The 21,559-nt window shown below is 42.1% G+C and carries 19 protein-coding genes and 1 tRNA gene; 14 read left to right on the plus strand and 6 right to left on the minus strand.

The genetic code is table 11. The features are described from left to right. Positions 1 to 122 precede the first annotated feature (122 nt). From H1A14_RS12315 to H1A14_RS12345, 7 genes are all read left to right on the plus strand, one after another. Complete coding sequence (locus H1A14_RS12315; RefSeq protein ID WP_194776552.1) at positions 123 to 1,118, plus strand: sugar kinase; 996 nt, start codon at positions 123 to 125, stop codon at positions 1,116 to 1,118. 33 nt (positions 1,119 to 1,151) lie between these two features. Beyond that, complete coding sequence (locus H1A14_RS12320; RefSeq protein WP_194776553.1) at positions 1,152 to 1,808, plus strand: beta/alpha barrel domain-containing protein; 657 nt, start codon at positions 1,152 to 1,154, stop codon at positions 1,806 to 1,808. 18 nt (positions 1,809 to 1,826) lie between these two features. Next, a complete protein-coding gene (locus tag H1A14_RS12325; protein ID WP_194776554.1) occupies positions 1,827 to 2,813 on the plus strand; it encodes a TRAP transporter substrate-binding protein in 987 nt (328 codons plus the stop codon). Next, complete coding sequence (locus tag H1A14_RS12330) at positions 2,806 to 3,285, plus strand: TRAP transporter small permease (protein ID WP_194776555.1); 480 nt, start codon at positions 2,806 to 2,808, stop codon at positions 3,283 to 3,285. Before H1A14_RS12325 ends, H1A14_RS12330 begins: the two co-directional genes overlap by 8 nt. Before the next feature lie 3 nt (positions 3,286 to 3,288). Next, positions 3,289 to 4,584, plus strand: a complete 1,296-nt coding sequence (locus H1A14_RS12335) for a TRAP transporter large permease (RefSeq protein ID WP_194776556.1) — start codon at positions 3,289 to 3,291, stop codon at positions 4,582 to 4,584. A 27-nt stretch (positions 4,585 to 4,611) separates the two neighbouring features. Beyond that, positions 4,612 to 5,373: a hypothetical protein gene (locus H1A14_RS12340; RefSeq protein WP_194776557.1), complete on the plus strand. Its 762-nt coding sequence runs from the start codon at positions 4,612 to 4,614 to the stop codon at positions 5,371 to 5,373. A gap of 265 nt (positions 5,374 to 5,638) precedes the next feature. Then, positions 5,639 to 5,715 (plus strand) — tRNA-Arg (locus H1A14_RS12345). Positions 5,716 to 6,503: 788 nt separating this feature from the next. On the opposite strand, the gene H1A14_RS12350 is transcribed toward H1A14_RS12345, so the two are convergent. From H1A14_RS12350 to H1A14_RS12365, 4 genes are all read right to left on the minus strand, one after another. Continuing rightward, the gene (locus tag H1A14_RS12350; protein ID WP_194776558.1) at positions 6,504 to 7,382 is read right to left on the minus strand and encodes an ROK family protein; all 879 of its coding nucleotides are present in this window, start codon (positions 7,380 to 7,382) and stop codon (positions 6,504 to 6,506) included. 115 nt (positions 7,383 to 7,497) lie between these two features. Continuing rightward, complete coding sequence (locus tag H1A14_RS12355) at positions 7,498 to 9,825, minus strand: PIG-L family deacetylase (protein ID WP_194776559.1); 2,328 nt, start codon at positions 9,823 to 9,825, stop codon at positions 7,498 to 7,500. A 428-nt stretch (positions 9,826 to 10,253) separates the two neighbouring features. Then, complete coding sequence (locus tag H1A14_RS12360; protein ID WP_194776560.1) at positions 10,254 to 11,711, minus strand: DUF294 nucleotidyltransferase-like domain-containing protein; 1,458 nt, start codon at positions 11,709 to 11,711, stop codon at positions 10,254 to 10,256. Between the two features lie 46 nt (positions 11,712 to 11,757). Beyond that, positions 11,758 to 12,411, minus strand: coding sequence for a metallophosphoesterase (locus tag H1A14_RS12365; RefSeq protein ID WP_194776561.1), 654 nt, complete (start codon positions 12,409 to 12,411; stop codon positions 11,758 to 11,760). Between the two features lie 212 nt (positions 12,412 to 12,623). On the opposite strand from H1A14_RS12365, the gene H1A14_RS12370 reads away from it, so the two are divergent. The 4 genes from H1A14_RS12370 (at position 12,624) to H1A14_RS12385 (ending at position 15,973) form a co-directional block, all read left to right on the plus strand. Beyond that, positions 12,624 to 13,571, plus strand: a complete 948-nt coding sequence (locus H1A14_RS12370; RefSeq protein ID WP_194776562.1) for a 3-keto-disaccharide hydrolase — start codon at positions 12,624 to 12,626, stop codon at positions 13,569 to 13,571. A gap of 186 nt (positions 13,572 to 13,757) precedes the next feature. Continuing rightward, positions 13,758 to 14,630 carry a hypothetical protein gene (locus tag H1A14_RS12375; protein WP_194776563.1) on the plus strand — a complete coding sequence of 291 codons (873 nt, stop codon included), beginning with the start codon at positions 13,758 to 13,760 and terminating at the stop codon, positions 14,628 to 14,630. A gap of 10 nt (positions 14,631 to 14,640) precedes the next feature. Further along, entirely contained in the window at positions 14,641 to 15,030 is a 390-nt protein-coding gene (locus H1A14_RS12380) for a hypothetical protein (protein ID WP_194776564.1), read from the plus strand. Positions 15,031 to 15,145: 115 nt separating this feature from the next. Further along, entirely contained in the window at positions 15,146 to 15,973 is an 828-nt protein-coding gene (locus tag H1A14_RS12385; protein ID WP_194776565.1) for an SDR family NAD(P)-dependent oxidoreductase, read from the plus strand. 24 nt (positions 15,974 to 15,997) lie between these two features. Here the strand turns inward: H1A14_RS12385 and H1A14_RS12390 are convergent, their stop codons facing one another. Further along, positions 15,998 to 16,747, minus strand: a complete 750-nt coding sequence (locus H1A14_RS12390; protein ID WP_194776566.1) for a DeoR/GlpR family DNA-binding transcription regulator — start codon at positions 16,745 to 16,747, stop codon at positions 15,998 to 16,000. A 193-nt stretch (positions 16,748 to 16,940) separates the two neighbouring features. On the opposite strand from H1A14_RS12390, the gene H1A14_RS12395 reads away from it, so the two are divergent. Both H1A14_RS12395 and H1A14_RS12400 read left to right on the plus strand, forming a co-directional pair. Continuing rightward, positions 16,941 to 17,420, plus strand: a complete 480-nt coding sequence (locus H1A14_RS12395; RefSeq protein ID WP_194776567.1) for a GNAT family N-acetyltransferase — start codon at positions 16,941 to 16,943, stop codon at positions 17,418 to 17,420. Further along, the gene (locus H1A14_RS12400) at positions 17,420 to 18,718 is read left to right on the plus strand and encodes an MFS transporter (RefSeq protein WP_194776568.1); all 1,299 of its coding nucleotides are present in this window, start codon (positions 17,420 to 17,422) and stop codon (positions 18,716 to 18,718) included. The genes H1A14_RS12395 and H1A14_RS12400 overlap by 1 nt, the downstream gene beginning before the upstream one ends. A gap of 33 nt (positions 18,719 to 18,751) precedes the next feature. On the opposite strand, the gene H1A14_RS12405 is transcribed toward H1A14_RS12400, so the two are convergent. Beyond that, complete coding sequence (locus tag H1A14_RS12405) at positions 18,752 to 19,210, minus strand: hypothetical protein (RefSeq protein ID WP_194776569.1); 459 nt, start codon at positions 19,208 to 19,210, stop codon at positions 18,752 to 18,754. Between the two features lie 511 nt (positions 19,211 to 19,721). Here H1A14_RS12405 and H1A14_RS12410 point away from each other — a divergent pair. Continuing rightward, entirely contained in the window at positions 19,722 to 21,272 is a 1,551-nt protein-coding gene (locus tag H1A14_RS12410) for a glycoside hydrolase family 3 protein (RefSeq protein WP_228527752.1), read from the plus strand. The last annotated feature ends 287 nt before the right edge of the window (positions 21,273 to 21,559 follow it).

Genomic DNA, 21,559 nt, shown 5'->3' on the forward strand with positions numbered 1-21,559 from the left:
AATTAATTCTAAATTTTGATGAATTTATTTTAGACTAGGGCTAAATTGATGAAAAAGAAGGACCTTTCCAACAAAACAGAAGGGCCACTTTCGGATATAAACGACAAAAAAACCGTTCAAACATGGGTAAGAAAGTAATCACCCTAGGAGAGGTGATGATGCGATTGTCCACACCATCGCATGAAAGATTTTTACAAACGGACTGCTACCAAGTGGTTTATGGTGGGGCAGAAGCCAATGTTGCTGTAGCTTTGGCACTGTGGGGTGTACACGCCATTCATGTAACTGCCATGCCAGACCATGATATCGGTCACGCCGCCAGCAGGTACTTGCGCCAAACAGGGGTAGACACTAGCCAGGTTTATTTTAAGGAAGGGCGTATGGGACTCTATTTTTTGGAAAATGGCACCATGCAAAGGGCATCCAAAATCATTTATGACCGTTTTGATGCCGCATTTTCTCATTTTGAAGGAAATGAGGTAGATTGGAATCGGGTTTTTGATGGGGCGGATTGGTTTCATTGGACAGGAATAACCCCCGCTCTATCCGAAAAAGCCGCTAAACTTACCCTGTCTGCATTAAAGGCTGCTCAAAAAAACGGGGTGAAAGTCAGTGCTGACATCAATTACAGAAGAAATCTCTGGCAGTATGGAAAAAGCCCCCTTGAGGTTATGCCGGAACTCATCGAATACTCAAATGTATTGGTAGCAGGTTTGACGGATTTTGAAAACTGCATGGACATTCATGAAAAAACTTATGAAAAGGCCTGTGAAACAGCCCAACAACTAAACTCCCAAATTACGCATGTGACCACTACCCATAGAGATGCAGTCAGTGCTTCCCACAATGCACTAAGTGCGGTCCTTTGGGAAAATGGCAAATTGATCCGGTCCAAATCCTACGAAATGACCCATATTGTAGACCGCATTGGAGGAGGGGATGCTTACATGGCTGGCCTGATATATGGTTTGCTTCACCTCCATTCCCAAGAAGCTTTGGAGTTTGCTGTTGCTTCTTCAGTTTTAAAGCACAGCATTCCTGGAGACGCAAACCTAGTTAGCCTACAGGAGGTGGAGGCGCTTGTAAAGGGGGAGAATGTAGGAAAACTGCTCCGTTAAAACCAATCAACAATAACCCTAATTTTATCTACAATGAGATTTGCCAGTGATACGATCCTAAATGCCATGACCGACACCGGTTTGATTCCTGTATTCAACCATGCAGATTTAGAAATTGCCAAACAGGTATTGGATGCTTCATATCAGGCCGGTATCAGGGTTTTTGAATTTACAAACCGGGGCCCTCATAGTTTGAAAGTATTCAAAGGATTGGTTTTGTATGCAGAAAAGTATGAAGACCTAGTAATGGGCATTGGTACCATTTTTACAGTACAGGAAGCCAAGGACTTTCTGTTTGCAGGAGCTGATTTTATAGTATCCCCGGCTTTGGTCTTGGATGTTGCCCATTACTGCAACATGAAAAATGTGCTGTGGATTCCAGGCTGTGCGACTGTCACAGAGGTTCATCAAGCTCATTTACTGGGGGCCAAGTTGATCAAAGCCTACCCCGGAAATCTTTTAGGTCCCGGTTTCATTTCGGCTATTAAAGCCATTTTACCTGAAGTGAAATTGATGCCAACTGGCGGAGTGGAACCCAATGAAGAAAACCTGAGCGCATGGTTTAAATCCGGAGTGACCTGTGTAGGGATGGGTTCTCAGTTATTTAAGAAAGAATGGTTGGCAGAAAAGCAATTCAAACCACTTGAGGCAAAAATCAAAGCCACCTTGCAGATCATTCAATCCTTATAACCTATGAATCTGCCCAAAATGAACCCAAGAATATCCAAATTACTGCTCTTTTTTACATTTCTATTGACCTTGTCTGCATGTACCAAACCTGGTGGGGTAAGGGTATTGAAGTTAGGCCATGGATTGGGTGTTACCCATCCAGTACACACTGCCATGATTTTTCTGGCGGAGCGGGTGGAAGAGAAGTCTGAAGGTAAGATGATTGTCAAAGTTTACCCCAACCAACAACTTGGTTCAGAAAGGGAATTGGTAGAATTGCTACAAATCGGTAGCCTTGCCATGACGAAGGTCTCCTCGGCAGTGATGGAAAGTTTTGCCCCCAAGCTTCAGGTTTTGAGCCAGCCTTATCTTTTCAAAGATGATGTCCATCGTGAAAAAGTGTTGAGCGGAGAGATCGGCAAATCGCTTCTGTTGGAAGGGGAAGATTTTTGGTTGCGTGGGCTTTGTTATTATGATGCAGGCAAAAGAAGCTTTTATACCAAAAACCAACCCATTACCAATCCCGAGGATTTGAAGGGATTGAAAATTAGGGTAATGGAAAGCAATACTGCGATCAATATGGTAAAAAGCTTCGGCGGTTCCCCAACCCCTGTCTCCTACGGTGAGCTATATACGGCCTTGCAACAGGGAATAGTAGATGGTGCCGAAAACAATCCCCCTAGTCTATACACCTCCAGACACTATGAGGTTTGTAAGTTTTATTCTATCAATGAACATACTGCTGTACCGGACATCATGATCATCAGTACCAAATGGTGGAACATACTCAATGAGGATGAGAAGCAGTGGCTTCAGGAAGCTGCGGATGAATCTGCAGTATTCCAGTACAAGCTTTGGGCTGAGGCAGTAGAAGAATCCTTAGCGTTCCTTGAGGCTGCAGGGGTCACGATAGTCTATCCTGAACAGGAGGGTTTTCGGCAGTCTGTGGAAAGTATGTATGAAGGATACAGAGAATCGCAACCTGAAATGTACGAAATCATCCAAAAAATAAGGAATTATGAATGACCTCAAATTAAAAAAATGGGTTGATCAAATCATTGCCAATGGCTTGGTTTTTTTGATGGCTGTGATGGTCATTAATGTGAGCTGGCAGGTGTTCTCAAGGTATGTGCTCCAGTCCCCAAGTTCCTTTACAGACGAGCTTTCCAGGTACATGTTGATCTGGTTGGGCATGTTGGGAGCTGCTTACGTGGCCGGTCAGGACCAACATCTTGCAATAGATTTATTACCCCGTAAGCTTAGCGGAAAACCCAAAGTTCGGTTACAAATATTGATTTATGCTTTAGTGGCATTTTTTGCGGTGGCAGTCATGATTTTAGGGGGAAGCAATCTGGTTTATATCACATTTATTCTGGAACAAAAATCTGCCACACTTCAGGTCCCGTTGGCTTTTGTTTATACCATTATTCCTTTCAGTGGCTTTTTGGTTTTGTATTACCAGCTGTTTCAAATCGCACAATTAAAGAAAATTGCTTAACCTATGGAATACATCAGCATTCTAATTTTGGTCCTAACTTTTTTAACCTTGATGGGTATTGGCGTTCCAGTGGCTTGGAGTTTGGGGCTTTCCAGTTTTCTCACCCTGCTGGTTTCAGTGGCCATAGTTCCCTCAGCTACCACCATTGCCCAACGGATGGGAACTGGTTTGGACAGTTTTGCGCTCTTGGCCATTCCTTTTTTTATTTTGGCTGGAGAAATCATGAACAGGGGTGGCATAGCAAACCGACTGATTGAGCTGGCCAAATCCATTACAGGTAGGCTTCCAGGGGGCTTGCTGTATGTCAATGTCATTGCTGCAATGCTTTTTGGTGCCATCGCCGGTTCTGCTGCGGCCGCAGCCTCTGCCATAGGGGGTATTCTGGGCAAAAGAATGGAAAAGGAAGGTTACCCCAGAGAACTCGGAGCTGCCGTAAACATTACATCTTCTACTACAGGCCTATTGATTCCTCCATCCAATATCCTGATCGTATATTCTTTGGCAAGTGGGGGTGTCTCCATTGCAGCCCTGTTTCTGGGAGGCTATTTGCCGGGATTGTTTATCGGTTTTCTTCTGATGTTGACCGCGGCCATATTTATTAAGAAGAAAAAGTTAAAAGGTGGAGAGCGCAGTTCTATCAAGGATTTGGGAATTAAGTTTTTCAGGGCTTTTCCCAGTCTGATGCTTTTGTTTATAGTGATGGGAGGAATTGTAGGCGGGGTATTCACCGCCACCGAAGCTTCCGCCATAGCGGTGGTTTATTGTTTGGTTTTGTCATTCTACTACAAAGAACTCAAATGGAAGGATCTGCCTTCCATCCTCTTGAAATCTTCTGAAACTACCGCCATTGTGATGCTTCTGATTGCCACCTCCATGAGCATGTCATGGGTCATGTCAAGTGAAGATATTCCCCAATCCATCAGCAATTCCCTCCTTTCCATCAGTGACAACGTATTTGTGATTTTGATCTTCATTAATCTAATTTTACTTTTTGTAGGGATATTTATGGACATGACACCAGCGGTATTGATATTTACGCCTATTTTCTTACCAGTAGTGATAGAACTGGGTGTGGATCCTGTCCATTTTGGTATCATCATGGTGTTGAATCTCTGTATTGGTCTATGTACCCCACCGGTCGGATCTGTACTCTTTATTGGGGTGGGTGTTGCCCAAACCAGTATAGAAAAGGTGGTCAAACCGCTCGTGCCTTTCTTTATTGCCATGATCATAGGCTTAATTGTGATTACCCTATGGCCAGGTTTGACCCTTTGGTTGCCTAGGTTGTTTGGGATGTAATTCTCCATTTGAATAATTGAAGTATATATGCTTTTTGGAAAGTTAAAGCCTACCGTAACGGAGGAAGACAAACAATGGATTGAAGATGTTTTCATCTGGTTTGAAGAGGAGTATGGCAGAGTATATTTAAAAAATGTACCTGTTATTCTACCAACTAAAGAATTTTTTCCATTTGATTTTAAAGGGAATCAGTCAGATGTACATGAAATCACAAAACTGATATGCCAATATTTGGAAATTAAAGGTGTTGACATTGAACTTCATTTTTTTAATGACCATCAGATCAAATTTTCAGGAGGATTGGTAACGGCCCAAGAAATTGAGGGAAGCAAGTATTCGAATAGAAATACACTAGGGACATTTTCCGAAAATGGGGTGAATCGATTTTCTATAGGCATTGAAAACCAATTGTTGTTGGATCCCGTCCGACTTGTAGCAACAATAGCTCACGAACTTTCTCATCTAGTTTTATTAGGGGAAGGTCGCATTGAGGAGAATGATGAAGAATTGACTGATTTAAACATTATTGCGATGGGCTTCGGTGTGTTTAAAGCAAACTCCATATTCAGTTTTTCCCAGTGGCAAGGAACGTCTCATCAAGGTTGGGAAGCAAGTAGAATTGGCTATATCCCAGAAGAAATGGCAACCTATGCGCTTGCTTTGATGGCAAATTATCAAGAGCATATGGACCTTTCTTGGTCAGCCCATTTGAATACATCTTGTAAGAACATGTTTGAAAGGAATTTGAAGTTTATTCAGAAAAACAAGGATGCTATTCGTTTCAAGTGAAAAATTATGGGCTTCGGGTTGGCTACATGCCAAAAGGCAATTATCTTCAAATCCGTTGCTGTGCAGTGATCTACCTTGATGGATGATTAGGGAAAAAGAATTGATTTTTTTAAAGAAAAATAGACTGTTTTTAAAATTATTGGCAAAATATGGTAGAACTATTGGAAACCCAACCCGATTATTTTATCTTTGCACCAGCTTTTGAGGAAGGGGCTTATTCCCCTCCAAAAATTGACATCCAGTGCATTAATTTTAAATTTTCCAAGGTCCTGTAGCTCAACTGGATAGAGCAACTGCCTTCTAAGCAGTAGGTTTCAGGTTCGAGTCCTGACAGGATCACCAAAAGCCCATTTTCTAATGGGCTTTTTTTGTGCCTTATAAACTTATATGGTTCATTTTATTTGAACCATATAAGGAATAGAAGATCATATGAGTTTTTCTGGCTTTGCTCTTCACCAAATTTCTTATCCAAGATTTTGATTTCCTTTTAGCGGCGGGCCAACAAATTACCACCATAAAACAACCATAAATTTTTCCTTATATAGTCTTAAATCCCTTATATGGTTTATTATTTCGAACCATGTAAGGGATATAAGGACATATGAGTTTGATGATGATTTTGCTTTTTGACAAATAGGCTCATCTCATTGAAATGGTTATTCTGTGAATTGATTTCTTTTCACCATAAAAAACAGCCATAAATTTTTCCTTATATAGTCTTAAATCCCTTATATGGTTTATTATTTTGAACCATGTAAGGAATATAAGGACATATGAGTTTGATGATGATTTTGCTTTTTGACCAATAGACTCATCTCATTGAAATGGTTATTCTGTGAATTGATTTCTTTTCACCATAAAAAACAACCATAAATTTTTCCTTATAAAGTCTTAAATCCCTTATATGGTTTATTATTTTGAACCATGTAAGGCATATAAGGTCATATGAGTTTGATGATGATATTGCTTTTTGACCAATAGACTAATCTCATTGAAATGGTTATTCTGTGAATTGGTTTCCTTTCACCATAAAACAGCCATTAATTTTTTCTTATATAGTCTTAAATCCCTTATATGGTTATTTTTTTTGAACCATGTAAGACATAAAAGATCATAGGAGTTGGCATTTTTCAAGCATTTACCTTGATAATGGCATAGGTCTCGGCTTCTTCAATAAGGGCCACTGCTCCCATAATTGCCGTATCATCAAGTTCTGAGATAAGGATACTAAGCCCGTCACTAAGGGTTGGATAGGGGAAAGTTTGGATCGTTTCCTTCATGCTTTTTTCAAAAAATGGGTAAGCCTTACGGATGGAACCCCCCAAAACAATCGCCTCTGGCGCAAGTATAAAAAGGAGGTTTTTGATTAAATTACCCAAGTGTCGACCATATTCTTCAAAAATCCGCATGGCCTCCGGATCTTTTGTGGCCGCCATTTTAGCCAATGATTTGGCCTTGGTATGGTGAAAATGACGAAAGAATTTGCTGCTGCAATAATCTTCAAATGTTTTGTCCAAATAGGGTACACCTCCCCATTCCCCTGCACCACAATAGATGCCTGTATAAAGGTGCCCGTTGGCTATGATACCAGTACCAATCCCAGTACCTAAAGTGATTCCCACTACATGCTGAAAATTGGTGGCAGCTCCGAATTTAAATTCCCCTAAGGTGAAACAATTGGCATCGTTATTCAGGTATACGGGTTTTTGAAATCGATCTTCTAAAAATCCTTTAAGACCCACTTTTCGGAAAGCAGGGATATTTTCCAGGTTTAGGACAACCCCATTTCGGATATCCACTAACCCAGGAATGCCTATGCCAATGGCACTGAATTGGTAGGAGTCATAAGTGGCAATAAAATCCGCAATGCTATTTAGGATAACATCTTGGGTTTCATGGGCAGGTGTGAGGATGCTGTTTTTGCCTACCAATTCTCCATTTTTCAAAATGGCGGCTTTAATGGAAGTTCCTCCTATGTCCATACCTAATATCACCTGGTCGTTCTTCATGGTACTTCGGTTATTGGGCCAATTTTTAAAAGTCTATTTTACAGGTCATTGCTTCAATTTTAATTGAGTTGGAATAGACGGTCACCATTGCTTTGATCCCCCTCATTTTTATTGATCAAATCATGCCCTCTATGGATTTTTCCAATTCTCTGGCATGGGCCAGAAATTCTTCCACATTCATGTCTTTGAAAAATATCAATCCATGACTGGATCTCACTTTCGCCGTTTCATGTAAGTAAAAGTAGTTTTTGCCCAGAAGCAACTGGATATCGTCCAATTGATTTACCCAAACCCGCTTGGCAATGGTGCTGAATTTACCGTTGTGGGCATAGCTTGGGAAGGAAGCATTTACCTGGCTGAGGTAGCAGTTGGAAAAGGAATCCTCCATCACAGACATGTCTCCAAGTGAAACGGGAACGATCACGTTGGCTTCATGGGCCTCAAATTTAAACCACACATTTCTATACCCGATGATCCGCAGATTGCTGAGGTCTTTTTCCTCTGACCATTGCCGCACTGCCTCAGCGGTGGCTTGAAGCACTTTATAATGGGTGTCGGGTCCAGAACCTTCAGGATCAAGTGTAAGGCTGATTTTAGTAGGATTAACCTCTCGGAACATGTTGAGGATAGGCTCCACGTCTCTCTTTTTATCCGGTTGCTCGGTAAAAATATCGCCGGTATAAAAACCAAGTCTCAGGTGGTGGACATTTTTGACCTGCACACCAAAGTGTGCCCATACCAGTTCCTCTTCAAATTCCCTGATCATCCCTTTTAATGTCTGGATCTTAGAGGGATTTTTTTCCCCATCGTAGGATTTTCTTAGAATGCTGATGATATCATTGAGTGTTTCCCGCAGTTGGTCAGTGGATTTTACGCGGTAGATTTTTACAATTGCCCTTACTACTCTGTGGCATAACCCCCGCAGCCTTTCCTCCGGATCTTCACTTGCGACATTGGTTAGGTAATGGTAGACGTCTTTGTCTGTCTTTAAACTGTATCCAATATCATAAAAATCGTCATAATTAACCATTTGGATCAAGCCTTCATCGAGCAGTCTTTTGGTATTTTGCAAAGTATCAATCACAAACGTATTGGTCACTGCGGTAAAACCAGATGTCAACACAGAGAAATGGGCCTCATTGCTGTTTTCCTGCAATTGATTGGTTATATGGGGCAAGATGCCCAATGAAATGTCATCGTGGTGGGGACCGGTGTGGAGGAGTACCTCATTTTTCTCCTTAGCTGTTCCTCTATTCAGTTTTTCTATGGTGTTTTGAATCACTTGGTTGACCGTATCCTCCGAAAGATTAGGAATCATCGAAGTGAATTTATCCTTTTTGAGGTCTTCCATTTTAAGCCTATGCCCATATTTTTTGATGCGTTTACAAAGATCCAGGACAGCTTTTTCAGTTTTTTCGGTGGTCCAATCTCCTTGTTTGTAATAGGCCTCCACTGCATCATCCAACCTGCAGGCGGCACCTTTGGTCAAATAGAAACGCCCGTTTTTAAGTTTTTGGAGCACGGTGGCTGGATAGACGTTATCCATATCTTTTTCCAAAGAGTCCTTCACGATCTGTGCTTTGGCTTCACCGGCAGCTATGATGATGCCAACCGCTTCAGGATTGTACACAATGGTGTCTAGCCCTATGGTAATTACCAGCCGGTTGGAGGAAACTTCTATGCCACCCAAATCCCCAGCTGCCACCGCCTTGGTTTCAAAATTGGTGTCAGTAAGCCTTGTGGTGGAAAAGATATGTGAACCCCGGGTGTTAAAGGCAATGTGGCCATCGGGGCCTATGCCACCTAGGAAGAAACCTATACCGCCTTTGTCTCTGATTTTTTGTTCGTAATCTCCGCACCATTTATCTATCAGGTAGATGGATTTCTGTTGCAATTCTTCCAGTTTGGTCTTGGCTTCTCTGAAACGCAGAGAAAGGTCTACTTTCAGATCTGGGAATACTTCCTTGTATGTTTTTCCATCGGCCAATGGGATTTCATCGGAATTGATCAAAAGTGCTTTTTTAGGATCCAGACCAAAACCATCGATGTAAAACTTATTTACGTAGTGGTAAAAACTGTTGGCCTGACTTGAGGAAATGGGATAAAATTCATCAATCTGAACAAAATGAAGGTTTTTCAAAACAGGCTTGGCGACTTTGGTTAACCCATAGGTTTCGCGGATTTCCTTGCCCTTTTTCCCATCCCAGTTTTCAAGCAGATACTGGGTCCATTTGATAAAAAACTCAGGTGTTTTGCCAGTAGGTAAGCTGATGACTCCATCCGGATTGGATGATGCCCACTCCAAAAAACGGCAAGCTGTAATCAGTCCCAATTTTGGAAAATTATCCGCAACCAAATAGGGGATCTTTGTAGAAATTTTTTCCACACCTGATTCCTTCAGAAATTCCTTCTCAACATCAGATAATGGGTAATTGCTTAACATAGGATTAGGGTTTTATTGGTGCTAATTTTGTAGAATTGTAAATTGTTGTCTTGAAGCTTTATATGAATTTTATGAATATGAATATTTCATGAAATCACACTTGTAACCATTAATATTCTACCATTGACTGATTTATGCTTCAAAAATTCCGTTAAGATAATTTTGATTACTTTCAGTTTCAAAGTACAAATAAATAAAAACTTAAATTAAAAACAAGCTACTTTTATAAAAAAATTAAAAAAGTTATACAAGTGGCAAAGTGTCTTTTTTAAGGTGAAATCATTGCCTTGTTTCATTGAAATCGAACAGTATATAAAAATACTGGATAATTGTGTAGGGAAAAGTAATTCAGCCTACCCGCTGTTTAAGAGTTAGCTTTAAAAGCGTCTAAAAGTTAAAATACGCATTTCACCAATTTGGTGGCAAAACTAAATCAAGGACCTGGTGAAATTGATTTTTACTTTCAATTGAAACTGCTTAATCACTTTAAAAATTTCTACCAAAGTGACCATTTCCACTTTGGTAAGTTCCTCAATACTGACATAGTTAACGGCAGGTTTTTGCTTTTCCATCATCATCAGTGCTTGTTTTTCCAATCGCAATGCCATCAAATAATAATAAGCATGAGCCAATTCCTGACTTTCTTTGGGAGTAAACACTTTTTTCTCCGTCAATTTTTGAATTCTTTTGCCTGTATTGGTCTCAAATATCCGGTTTTTAAGAGAAAACAGCCTTACTAGGTCCACAATCGGAGTCATCGCCTTCTTAATGTTGAAAACTTTTTCACCCTCAATTTCAAAGGTCCGAATGTTTTTAAAAAAGGTAAGTGGAGGTTCATACTGCAGGGCATTCAAGCCCATGTTGTTGAAGAACCTTTCCAAAGGGTTTTGTAACTGAATGTCCATATAACCTTTAAGTTCTTCCAAAAGGGAAAAGTCTCCAAATATCGCCCGGCAATCAAAGAAAGTAGAATATTTCATTACGGTTTCTTGGGTGGACTCCTGAAACCAACTTTCATAATTTCGCTTCCAATGAGATAGGGAATGGGTCCATTTGGGGTTTTTGGCCATCAGACCTCCTTTACAAAAACTAAAGCCAATAAAGTCCAGCTGTTCGGAAACATGGCTGGCAAAATCCAAAAAATAGGCTCTGACCAATTCTCTATGCTCATTGGCCTTATCTTCATAAATAATGGCATTGTCCTGATCGGTTTTCAGTGTTTGCTCCTCCCTTCCTTCACTGCCCAAAACAAAAAACACGAATTTGGCAGGGGCAGGGCCTTTTTCTCTGAGTGCATTTTCTATCACGCGCAAAGTAATGGTATCGGCGACAGTAGAAATGACCTGATTGACGATTTCGGCTTTGACCCCGCGTGAGATCAGCTGGTCCACTACGATGGGGACATTTCCCCATTTTTGCCTGAGTTCCTCCTTGTTTATGGCTTGTTTTACCGACTGTATAAAGATAAATGGGCCTTGGGATTGCTCCGTAAGGATTTTTGTCCTACTGATGTAACCGATGTAATTCTGTCCATCTTTGACCAAAAGGTACCTTGTCTTGGTTTGAAACATCATCAACAAGGCTTCATATAAATAGGCTTCCTGATCAATGAAAATAATATTGGGATCCATCACCTCTCCGATAGGGGTTTCTAAGGAAAGGTTATTGGCTACTATATTATCCCTGAGGGTGATATCAGTAACGTATCCTTGAAGATTCTGACTGTCCGGACCTATAAATAGACAGCTTAATTTTTCTCTTTTCATGACTTGAGCACACTGATACACGGGCATATTAGCCGGACATACATTGATATGCCGTGGTTGGACTTGTCTTACTTTTTTAGAGAAAAACTGGTCTGAATTTATCGCGCTGTGCTGTAACATTTAATAAAAATCGAAGACCATAAATTTATAAAAAAATTATTTGCCCTCAGGTATAAAGGTCCTTTGGATTGGTGGGAATATTTATTTCTTCTATAAAATCTCCATTGGGTCTGAGTTTGATTCCTGTCAGACAACCGTTTCGGTAAGCGCCTGTATCGATGTTCCATGATTGTGTTTCACCATTGTATTCAGCTCGGCCATTCATACGCGGCGTATGCCCGATGACTTGGGTCTTTTCCAATTTGAGAAGTGGTTTTCGGTTCCAAAGCACCCCATTCGGATTATCGGGATCCAATGGTGTTTCCGTACTGGAAAATCCTGCATGCGAAACAAGGACATGGTCATTTTCCCAAGTCAAAGGCAGGTCCTCAAGCCAGGGGATGAGTTTTTTAGGATTGAGCATCAGGGCTTGAAATTGATCTAGGGTATAATTGCCCCCGTTAATCAACCAGGTTCTAGAGGGTCCTTTTAGGTAATAATCCAGCATAAGTTGTTCATGGTTCCCCCTGAGAAAGACCGTCTGCTCTGGAAAATGGGCTCCTAATTGCTTGGAATGAAGCAATACATGGGGGGAAAATGCCCCACGGTCAATCTGATCGCCCAGTTGAATGAGGCATTCCTTCTGAGGGTCCCATTTTTCTAGAAGTTCCAGGTAAGAAAAAAAACACCCATGGATATCGCCGATGATAAAAAGATCCATAGCGGTTATTAAATAGCATTTAAAGATAGGAAAATTATCCCATGATTATTACCGTCATTCAGTAGAATTTAAAGGCATTTTTAGGTTGCAGAATAGACTTGACCGAATAAAAATTGATCTTTGATAAGATTTGGCTGTGCTGGATCTGGTTTTTTACATTCCCACAAAAATTACTTAAATTCAATCTGTGTAAAGCGCTAAATCATTCTCCTATGAATACAATCAAAACCTTCCTCTCTCTGGCCCTCTTTCTTTGTTATTATGGTCAAAGCTCATCCGTCCATGGGCAGGCAGTTCAAAATGACCTGTTAGGGGCATGGAACCTCACTTTGGATATGAATGGGAAAGAAGCCCCCTCATGGCTGGAAGTCAAACTGTCTGGAAATCGGGTTCTGGTTGGACAATTTGTGGGTGATGACGGTAGCGCAAGACCCATATCAAGGGTCAACTATGAAGACGGAAAAGTATCCTTCCAGATTCCCCCTCAATGGCAGGATACTGATCAAGATTTGGTATTCGAGGGGCAAATGGTGAACAAGGAACTGACCGGGACTATCCATCATCCTTCCGGCAACAAATATCCATTTAAAGGTGTCAAAGCCCCTTCTTTGGTGAGAGAGGGAAAACCCACTTGGGGAGATCCCATTGCAATTTTCAACGGCAAAGATCTGGGTGGTTGGAAGGCTGATAAAGCTGTCAATCAATGGAAGGTAGAAGAGGGTATACTGGTCAATCCCAGAGCAGGAGCCAATTTGATTACAGTAGATACTTTTGAAGATTTTAAGCTTTTGGCTGAATTCCGCTATCCTGAAGGCAGCAATGGCGGTATTTACCTTCGAGGACGGTATGAGGTGCAGATCGAAGACAACAAAGGAACACCTCCCTCTTCCCTTTACTTCGGAGGGGTTTATGGTTTTGTCAGCCCCAACGAAATAGTGGCCAAATCCCCGGGAGAGTGGCAGACTTTTGAAATCACTCTAATTGGGAGAAGAGTGAGCATCGTCGCCAATGGCAAGCAAATCATTTGTGACCAAATTATTCCGGGGATTACGGGAGGGGCTTTGGATGCTCATGAAGGGCTTCCAGGGCCTATCATGCTGCAAGGAGACCACGGTCCCTTGGAATTTCGGAAATTGGAATTGATCCCAGCCAAATATTAATAATCGGGTTAAAAGCCATGGTCCGAGGTTGGAAAACTAACATACTTAAAGACAGAAGTGTAGATTCTTTTAATTATCTTTAAAAGAGCTGTGAAAGCCATATTTAAAGGTGATTTTCCTAAATAGACTTTTACTTTCCTGTCAAAAGTTTAGCTTTTGTTATTGTTGCCACAAGTGAAATTCAATATGAAAAACCTTGAACCAGGCATCCGATTCAATGTGTGTAGACTTGGCTCTATGCTTGTTTTTATTTGCCTCTTTTTTAGTGCTTGTACCAATCTGAGGCATGTTTCCGAATTTTCTGCCAATGCCATCACTAGTTTAGGTCAGTATGAAAATCTAGATTACGGTTTTGAACAGTCCTGCTTGGATAATTGTCTGGAAAGAAAAATTGAAACGTTCGATCTGGAAATGAACTGTTCATGCGATGGGGATCAAAAAGCAGACAGTGTAACCTTTCTTCTTTATCAAAACCTGATGACCTATTTCAGAGGATTGAACAGACTTGCAGCCAATGAATTGACCCGTTTTAATACTTCAGGAATTACAGCGGGCATCCAAGAAGGAAATTTTGGTAGCATCAACATGAATCGCCAACAGGTATCAGCCTTTGTGGATTTGGGACAGGTGTTGACCAATTCGGTTACAGGAAACTACAGAAAAAGCAAACTGAAGGCTTATGTAAAAGAAGCGGATCCGGCTGTTCAGGAGTTGCTGGGGTTCCTACGATTCAACCTATCGGATAACCTAACCCAAAAGGTCAGGGCACAACAGCTCCTTCTCAAAGACAATTACTTTTTCTTGTTAAGGGAGCCATCCTTGTCGGAATTGGAGAAGAGATCGGCCACTGGGGAATATTATGAACGGATTCGTAATTTGGAAGGAAATAATCGAGAGATCAAAGTATATACATCTTTGCTTGAAAAGCTGGCAGATGGCCATAGGGAATTGGCAGAAAACATCGATCGAATGAAATTTTCTGATCTTCAATCCTTGATGTTTGGTTATGCTGAGGATTTGACACAATTGCACCAAGTCTTGAATAAAGTCACGCCTTAATAGCACTAAAATGGGAGAATTGACAGCAGAACAGGTAAATGAACTTGGGAGATTCTTTTTGGATGCCGGGGATGCGGTAGGGCAGTATCTCCGTGAAAATATCCAAAGCCTCAGTACAGAGGAAATGTTGGAATTGAGGCAACTGAGTCGATCACTGATTTTCAGGGCGGATGCCATGTTTACCCAATCTGCGGGATTGGTTGTGGATGAGGCTGAAGCATCCCTTAGCAAAATCCAAACAGTGCACGAGAAAATAGAGGGCACACTCAAATCGCTAAAATCGATTGAAAAGGCCATAGAGTTTACAGCCGCCATAGTGGTTCTAGGTGCGGCGTTGATGAGCAAAAATCCTCAAGAACTCAAAGCTTCTCTAGAAGGGGTGATGAAGCATATCCAATAAGTTCACCTAATAGTGTAAACAATTGAATTGTACGCAATTAAAATAGTGTTTTCCGTATGCTTTTGAAAACAAAAATATTCAAAACCTCGCTTTATTTGCTAGCATTTATCTACCTATGAAATGGCAGGACAAGCGCATTTGGATTGTGGGTGCTTCCTCAGGAATTGGAGCTGGTTTGGTGAAGGCTTTGGCCACCAAGGAGGCCAAATTGGTACTGTCATCCAGAAGAGCCAATCTTATGCAGGAACTGGCCGATGAATTTCCTCATGTTGACATCAAGCTATTGGCAGCCGATATGGAAGACATCGAGGTTTTGCCTGAAATAGCCGGCAAAGCCTGGGATTTTTTTGGGGGATTGGATTATGTTTTTTTTAATGCCGGATTATCCTTGCGGGACCCCGTCACCCTTGCCCAGATAGAGGCGGAGAAAAAAATCATGCAGGTCAATTTCTGGGCGCCGGTTATTCTTACCAAAGCACTGCTTCCCCTTTTACTTACCTTACCTGAATCACATCTTGTACTTACTTCAAGCCTTAGTGGAAAATTTGGAGTGCCTAAACTTTCTGCGTATGCGGCCTCCAAACATGCCTTACATGGCTACTTTGAATCCCTGAGAACTGAAACCCATCAGACTGGTCTTAAAATCCATTTTGCCATACCTGGTTTTATCAATACGGACATTACTTTTTCAGGAATAAAAGGAGATGGCAGTCCTTATGCCAAAAGACAGGAAAGCCTGGCACAAGGTATGGATCCCGACATTTGTGCCCAAAAAATCCTTCGGCAATTGGAGAAAGGCAAAGAGGAATTTGCCATCGGCGGAATGGAAAAGCACATGGTTTGGTTTCACCGTTTGTTTCCCTCCCTATCCAAAAAACTCATGCGCTCCAATCCCGTCCGACAGTTCCGAGAGCTGAAAAAAAAGCTCAATCCCTTTGGGTAGAACAATTAATCCAAAATCTTGTAATTACATCAATTTCATAAAGTCTTGTCTGAAGGGGTTTAGCAGTTCATCTCCGGGATCTAGTTCTGTGATCAGCGTATCTATGTCATTTAAATCACAGGTTTTATACCGCTGCACGGTATGGAATTTATCCGAAACACAAAGCAATACAGTTTTTCTAGCTGCCTTGATCATGGCTTTTTTGACCTGCACCACCTCCCAATCAAATTCGGTAAGCCCGTACTCGGGATCTACATATCCCGTTCCCAGAAAGCAGTAATCCACCTTCAGCTGGGAAAGGGAATTCACGACCGTCCCTCCAATGGCAAATTTGGCTTCATGCAGCAGTTTGCCCCCTAAAAAGATCACTTCAATCTCCGGAAACTCCAACAGCTCCATGGCTACATGAAGACTCGGGGTAAATACGGTAATGGAAAGGCGCTTGGGCATCATTTTGGCCACTTCCATATTGGTAGTCCCACCACTCATTAAGATCACCTGCCCGTCGGATAACATGGAAACTGCTTTTTCGGCAATATGGATCTTTTTTGACTGAAGATAAATATTGCCATCGTTCTTGGTAAAGTTCATGAATCCGAAGGAGGTGGCACCACCATGAACCTTTCGGAGTTTGTTGACTTTGTGCAATTCCTTCACATCTCGACGTATAGTATCTATGGACACATCCAATCCTTCAGCCAAATCCGTCAGTAAAACCCTGTGATGCAGGTACACTTGGTCAAGGATGTACTTTTGCCTTTCCTGTTTCAGCATGTATTGTTTGGTTAATTCGAGCAAAAACTTCCCATAAAATAGTACTTATCTTTTAAAAACAGCAATAAATTGCATGGATTTATTGCAACACGGCATTTTTTTGCCTTATTTCATTCCCGGCATGAATATTTTCCCATGTTTAATCTCAACTCTACTTGTTACATATATCTACTACATTTTACTTGGATCTGAAATGAAAGATATGCTCGTCCGCTTGCTTGAATTACCAGATGTGAAGGAGCTGGAAGACCACCTTAAAACTAAATTCGGTATCATTTTCAAAAGGCCAATAGCCCCGGAAAAAACTTTTGTCAAAGATTGGGTCAATCTGGAATTTGGTCCACTATGGGCGGATGAAGTGGAGGTCGCATTCAGTAGGATGCCGGTCACCTGTTGGGTAGCACAAGAAGGAAATCACATCTTGGGTTTTGCCTGCTATGAATGTACCGCACGCAATTTCTTTGGACCTACCGGCACCATGGAAAGTGCCCGTGGGCAGGGTATAGGCAAAGTGCTTTTGATCAAAAGTCTTGAATCCATGCGGGAAATGGGCTATGCTTATGCCATCATTGGGGGTGTGGGGCCCGAAAGTTTCTATGAAAAAGCAGTACAGGCCAAGGTCATCAAGCATTCTGATATAAGCATATATCAAAACCTCCTTAAAAAGCCCTGATGGAAGACAGCAAGCCAAGAAAAAATCCGTGGATCTGGGTAGCTACCCTCTACCTTACCGAAGGAATCCCTTACGTACTCATCATTACCGTATCTGTGATCATGTACAAAAGACTTGGCGTAGACAATTCAGATATTGGCTTATACACCAGTTTTTTGTACCTGCCTTGGGTCATCAAACCACTTTGGAGCCCGATGGTGGATCTTTTCAGTACCAAAAGAAGGTGGTTTTTGGGTATGCAGTTGTTGATGGCGACAGCTTTTATGGGTGTGGGGCTTGCTTTACCTACCAGCCAGTTTTTCATTTTAAGCCTTGCCTGTTTTTGGATAGCGGCTTTCGCTTCTGCTACCAATGACATCGCCTCAGATGGTTACTACCTGATAGCACTTAAAGAGGATGAACAGTCTTTCTTCATTGGTTTGAGGAGCACCTTTTACCGGGTGGCCATGATTACCGGTCAGGGCCTGATTGTAATCGTGGCTGGTTACTTGGAACAGACCATGGGCAGCAATGAAAGTGCCTGGTCCTTGACCATGGTCTTGGTGGGTTCTTTAATGTTTGTACTTACCTTGAGCAATTTCTTCGCAACTCCTGAAGTAGAAACCAAAGCCTATAAGGAAGGTCTTCCCCAAAGACTGAGTTTTGCGGAAATCTTTGCCTCTTTTTTCCGAAAGAAAAAAATTGGGGTGGCTTTGGCCTTTGTTCTTTTGTACCGTTTGGGTGAATCCCAATTGGTAAAAATGGCTTCCCCTTTTCTATTGGATGAGCGAGAAGTGGGTGGCTTGGGGCTGACCACAAGTGAGATTGGATGGATTTACGGGACCTTGGGCATCATAGCACTATCCATAGGAGGCATTATTGGGGGAATAGTGATTTCGAGGCAAGGTCTGGGCAGGTGGATGCTGCCCATGATCCTGGCGCTCAATGTGCCAAATGCGTTCTATGTTTTCTTGGCCTATTGGCAACCTGAATCTCTGATTTTTCCGGCCATAGTAGTGGTCATCGAACAGCTGGGATATGGTTTTGGCTTTGCGGCTTTTATGGTTTATCTGATCTACATAGCAGAAGGTGCGTCCAAAACCTCCCATTATGCCATAGCCACTGGATTTATGGCACTGGGCATGATGCTGCCCGGGATGATCAGCGGATTTATGCAGGAATGGCTGGGGTACAGGGATTTTTTCATATGGGTCGTGATCACAGCAGTGCCGGGCATCCTGATGGTCAAGTACGTTGATTTTCCCAGAGACTTTGGGAAGAAGAAAGAGATTCCCCAAAAGCTTCATAAGACGGATTGAGCCAAGATTTTTTCTTTTTAAAAACTCAAAAAGTCAGTTTTTTCCAAAACTATACCTCAAACCAATATTGGCCCGCAGGTTAAAGAATTCAGAAGCCAGAAAGGCATTGGGCATGGCTTCCAATAAAACCCCAAAATTCCGGTTCGATTGGATGGGTTTGAAAGTCATACCGATAGGAATTCCCAGTCGTACTTCGTCAGAAAAATAATATCCCAGACTAAGCCCAAGATGGATATTGTACCAATCATCCCGAACAAGGTTTTTGTTGAAATATCCTTCTATACCAAAAGCATAATCTAAAACATCACTGGCCGAGAACCGCAATTCCCCGAAATAAGCTTTGTCCATATCTGATCCGATTCCTACCTGTCCGGTTATGCCGGAATGATAGACACCCACATGGATAGGCTGAAGTTTGCTTTGGGCTTGCGTATGAAAACTATAAAATCCTGATAACACAAATATGAATAACAGGGTCTTTCGAAATGTCATATAAATTAAGGTTTAGATAAGGATCAGGAACAATAGTTAATTTAGACTGGTTATCCGCTTCTTTGCCACCAACTCAATATTCTTCTTCAAAAGGGTCGGAAGTCCGAAGTCACCCGCCTTTCGTCGGGCAGGCCCGCCTTTCGTCGGGCAGGCCCGCCTTTTGTCGGGCAGACCCGCCTTTTGTCGGGCAGGCCCGCCTTTTGTCGGGCAGGCCCGCCTTTTGTCGGGCAGGCCCGCCTTTCGTCGGGCAGGGATGTACGGGAGATTTCAGTTTGGTGGCGAGAACTAGATTGAATTACCATTTTACCTGCATCATTGCGTACATACATGAATTAGAATTCAAAGCTTTTGTAGAAAGAAGGCAATGATACAAATAAAACTTTATTTCTATGAATTGGGATAGTCAAAATTAAGTTTGATTCCATAGCTTTGGTGTCAAATTAAAGTTTCTATCATTTATGGGGTGGATAACTTCAGAAGCAGCTACCCTCGACTTTATTAAGCCTAACAAATGAACCATAGTCAACTGACCAAAAAGGAAAAAGCCGGGCAATTGTTTAGCCCCGCCGCCTTTATTCACGACACCGAAGAACATTATCAAAATATGGAAGTTCTGGTCAGGGAGCATGGAATTGGTGGCATTACTTTTTTCCACAGTCGGGCGAGTTCAGCGGCCAATTTCGAAAAAAGACAGGAAACGCTGGATTATTCGGATAGCTTGGACAAGTTGGTCTACCTGATCAATCGGTATCAAAAACAAGCCAAAATCCCCCTTTTGTTCAGCATTGATGCGGAGTATGGATTGGCCATGCGGGTTGAAAAAACACCACAATATCCCTATGCTATCAGTTTGGGAGCCTTGGATTTGAAGGATAGGGATTTGGTTTACGAGGTGGGTTACCGGATGGGTCAAGACCTTAAAGCGGCTGGTATCCACCTTAATTTTGCTCCTGTGGCGGATATCAATACCCAACCTGAAAACCCTGTCATAGGGTATCGCTCTTTTGGGAAAGAAAGGGAAAAGGTAACTCAGTTTGCTTTGGCCATGTACCAGGGCCTTGAAGCGGCTGGGGTGAAAGCCTGCTACAAGCATTTTCCCGGGCATGGGGATACCATCGTGGATTCCCATCTCGGTCTACCCATCATAGATAAAACCAAGACCGAATTGATGGATGAGGAGCTGTATCCCTTTATTGAAGGAATTCGAGCAGGTGTGGACATGATCATGGTGGGGCATCTTGCTGCCCCTGCACTTACCTTAGGCCAAAATATCCCGGCTTCCCTCAGCACTGCCATCATCAAGGATTTGCTCAGAGGGGAACTGGGTTTTAAGGGTCTAGTGGTTTCTGATGCCCTCAATATGAAAAGTGTAAGCCCCATGCATGCCCTTCCAGGCCAACTGGAATGGGAGGCCTTTAAGGCTGGCAATGACCTACTTTGCTTTTCAGAGGAAGTGGAGGCAGGAATAGCCTATATCGCAAGAGAAGCGAAGGGAAATAATTTGGACACAAGTGTCGAAAAAGTCTTGGAGCTCAAAAATAAACTGGGACTTTTTGATGCCAAAACTGAAGTTCAGACTCCCCAGTACGACAAAGGATCGATCCGAACTTTCAATGCTCAACTGGCAGAAAGATACCTGAATTTTGAAAAAAAGGGCTCCATTGGAAAAAAGATAAGGGCCATGCTCTCCCAGGGCCAAATCCTGAAAACTACTGCTCAGGGGCCGGCGGATCATCCGTTTTTTCAAAAACTTGATGCCGCTTTCCCACCTAAAAATTTATCATGGCATGAAATCATGGCAGATAAAAGTCAAGAACCGCTTTTGGCGGCTCTTTTTGTGCCTTCAGTCAAGCCGGTGAATGATTTTGGATTGGATCTGAAACGTGTGGAGGCTTTGACAGATTTGGCCCGAAAAAGGCCCATTGTTTTGGTGCTTTTTGGAAATCCGCTTGCCCTTAGGAAATTTTCCGATGTAAGTCTATTTGATACCATCCTCGTTGCTTATCAGTCCTTTGAAGAGGTACAGGAGGTGGCTGCGGAAAAACTATTAAGTCAGGTTTAAATCGTATAAATGAACACATCAATCCTATTTTGAAGGGGAGATATTGATGGATTTTAGCCAGCAAAGGGCTGTCTGGATATTAAGATATTGGATTTGAATCCATGACAAAATTTCAAATCAATCTTAGCAATTTTTAAATTTGGTTTTCACGAGAGGAGGCTCAATTGGTAGTTACATTAGTTTCCTTGAGAAGAAATCATAAAAAAGGCCCACACCTAAAAATGGGGCCTGTCCTGTGATTGTTTGCCTTCTAGCGATTAAACGCATGCTTTCGGAATGCTTTTTTG

The sequence above is a fragment of the Pararhodonellum marinum genome (genome assembly GCF_015354735.1).
GTDB classification, from domain to species: domain Bacteria; phylum Bacteroidota; class Bacteroidia; order Cytophagales; family Cyclobacteriaceae; genus Pararhodonellum; species Pararhodonellum marinum.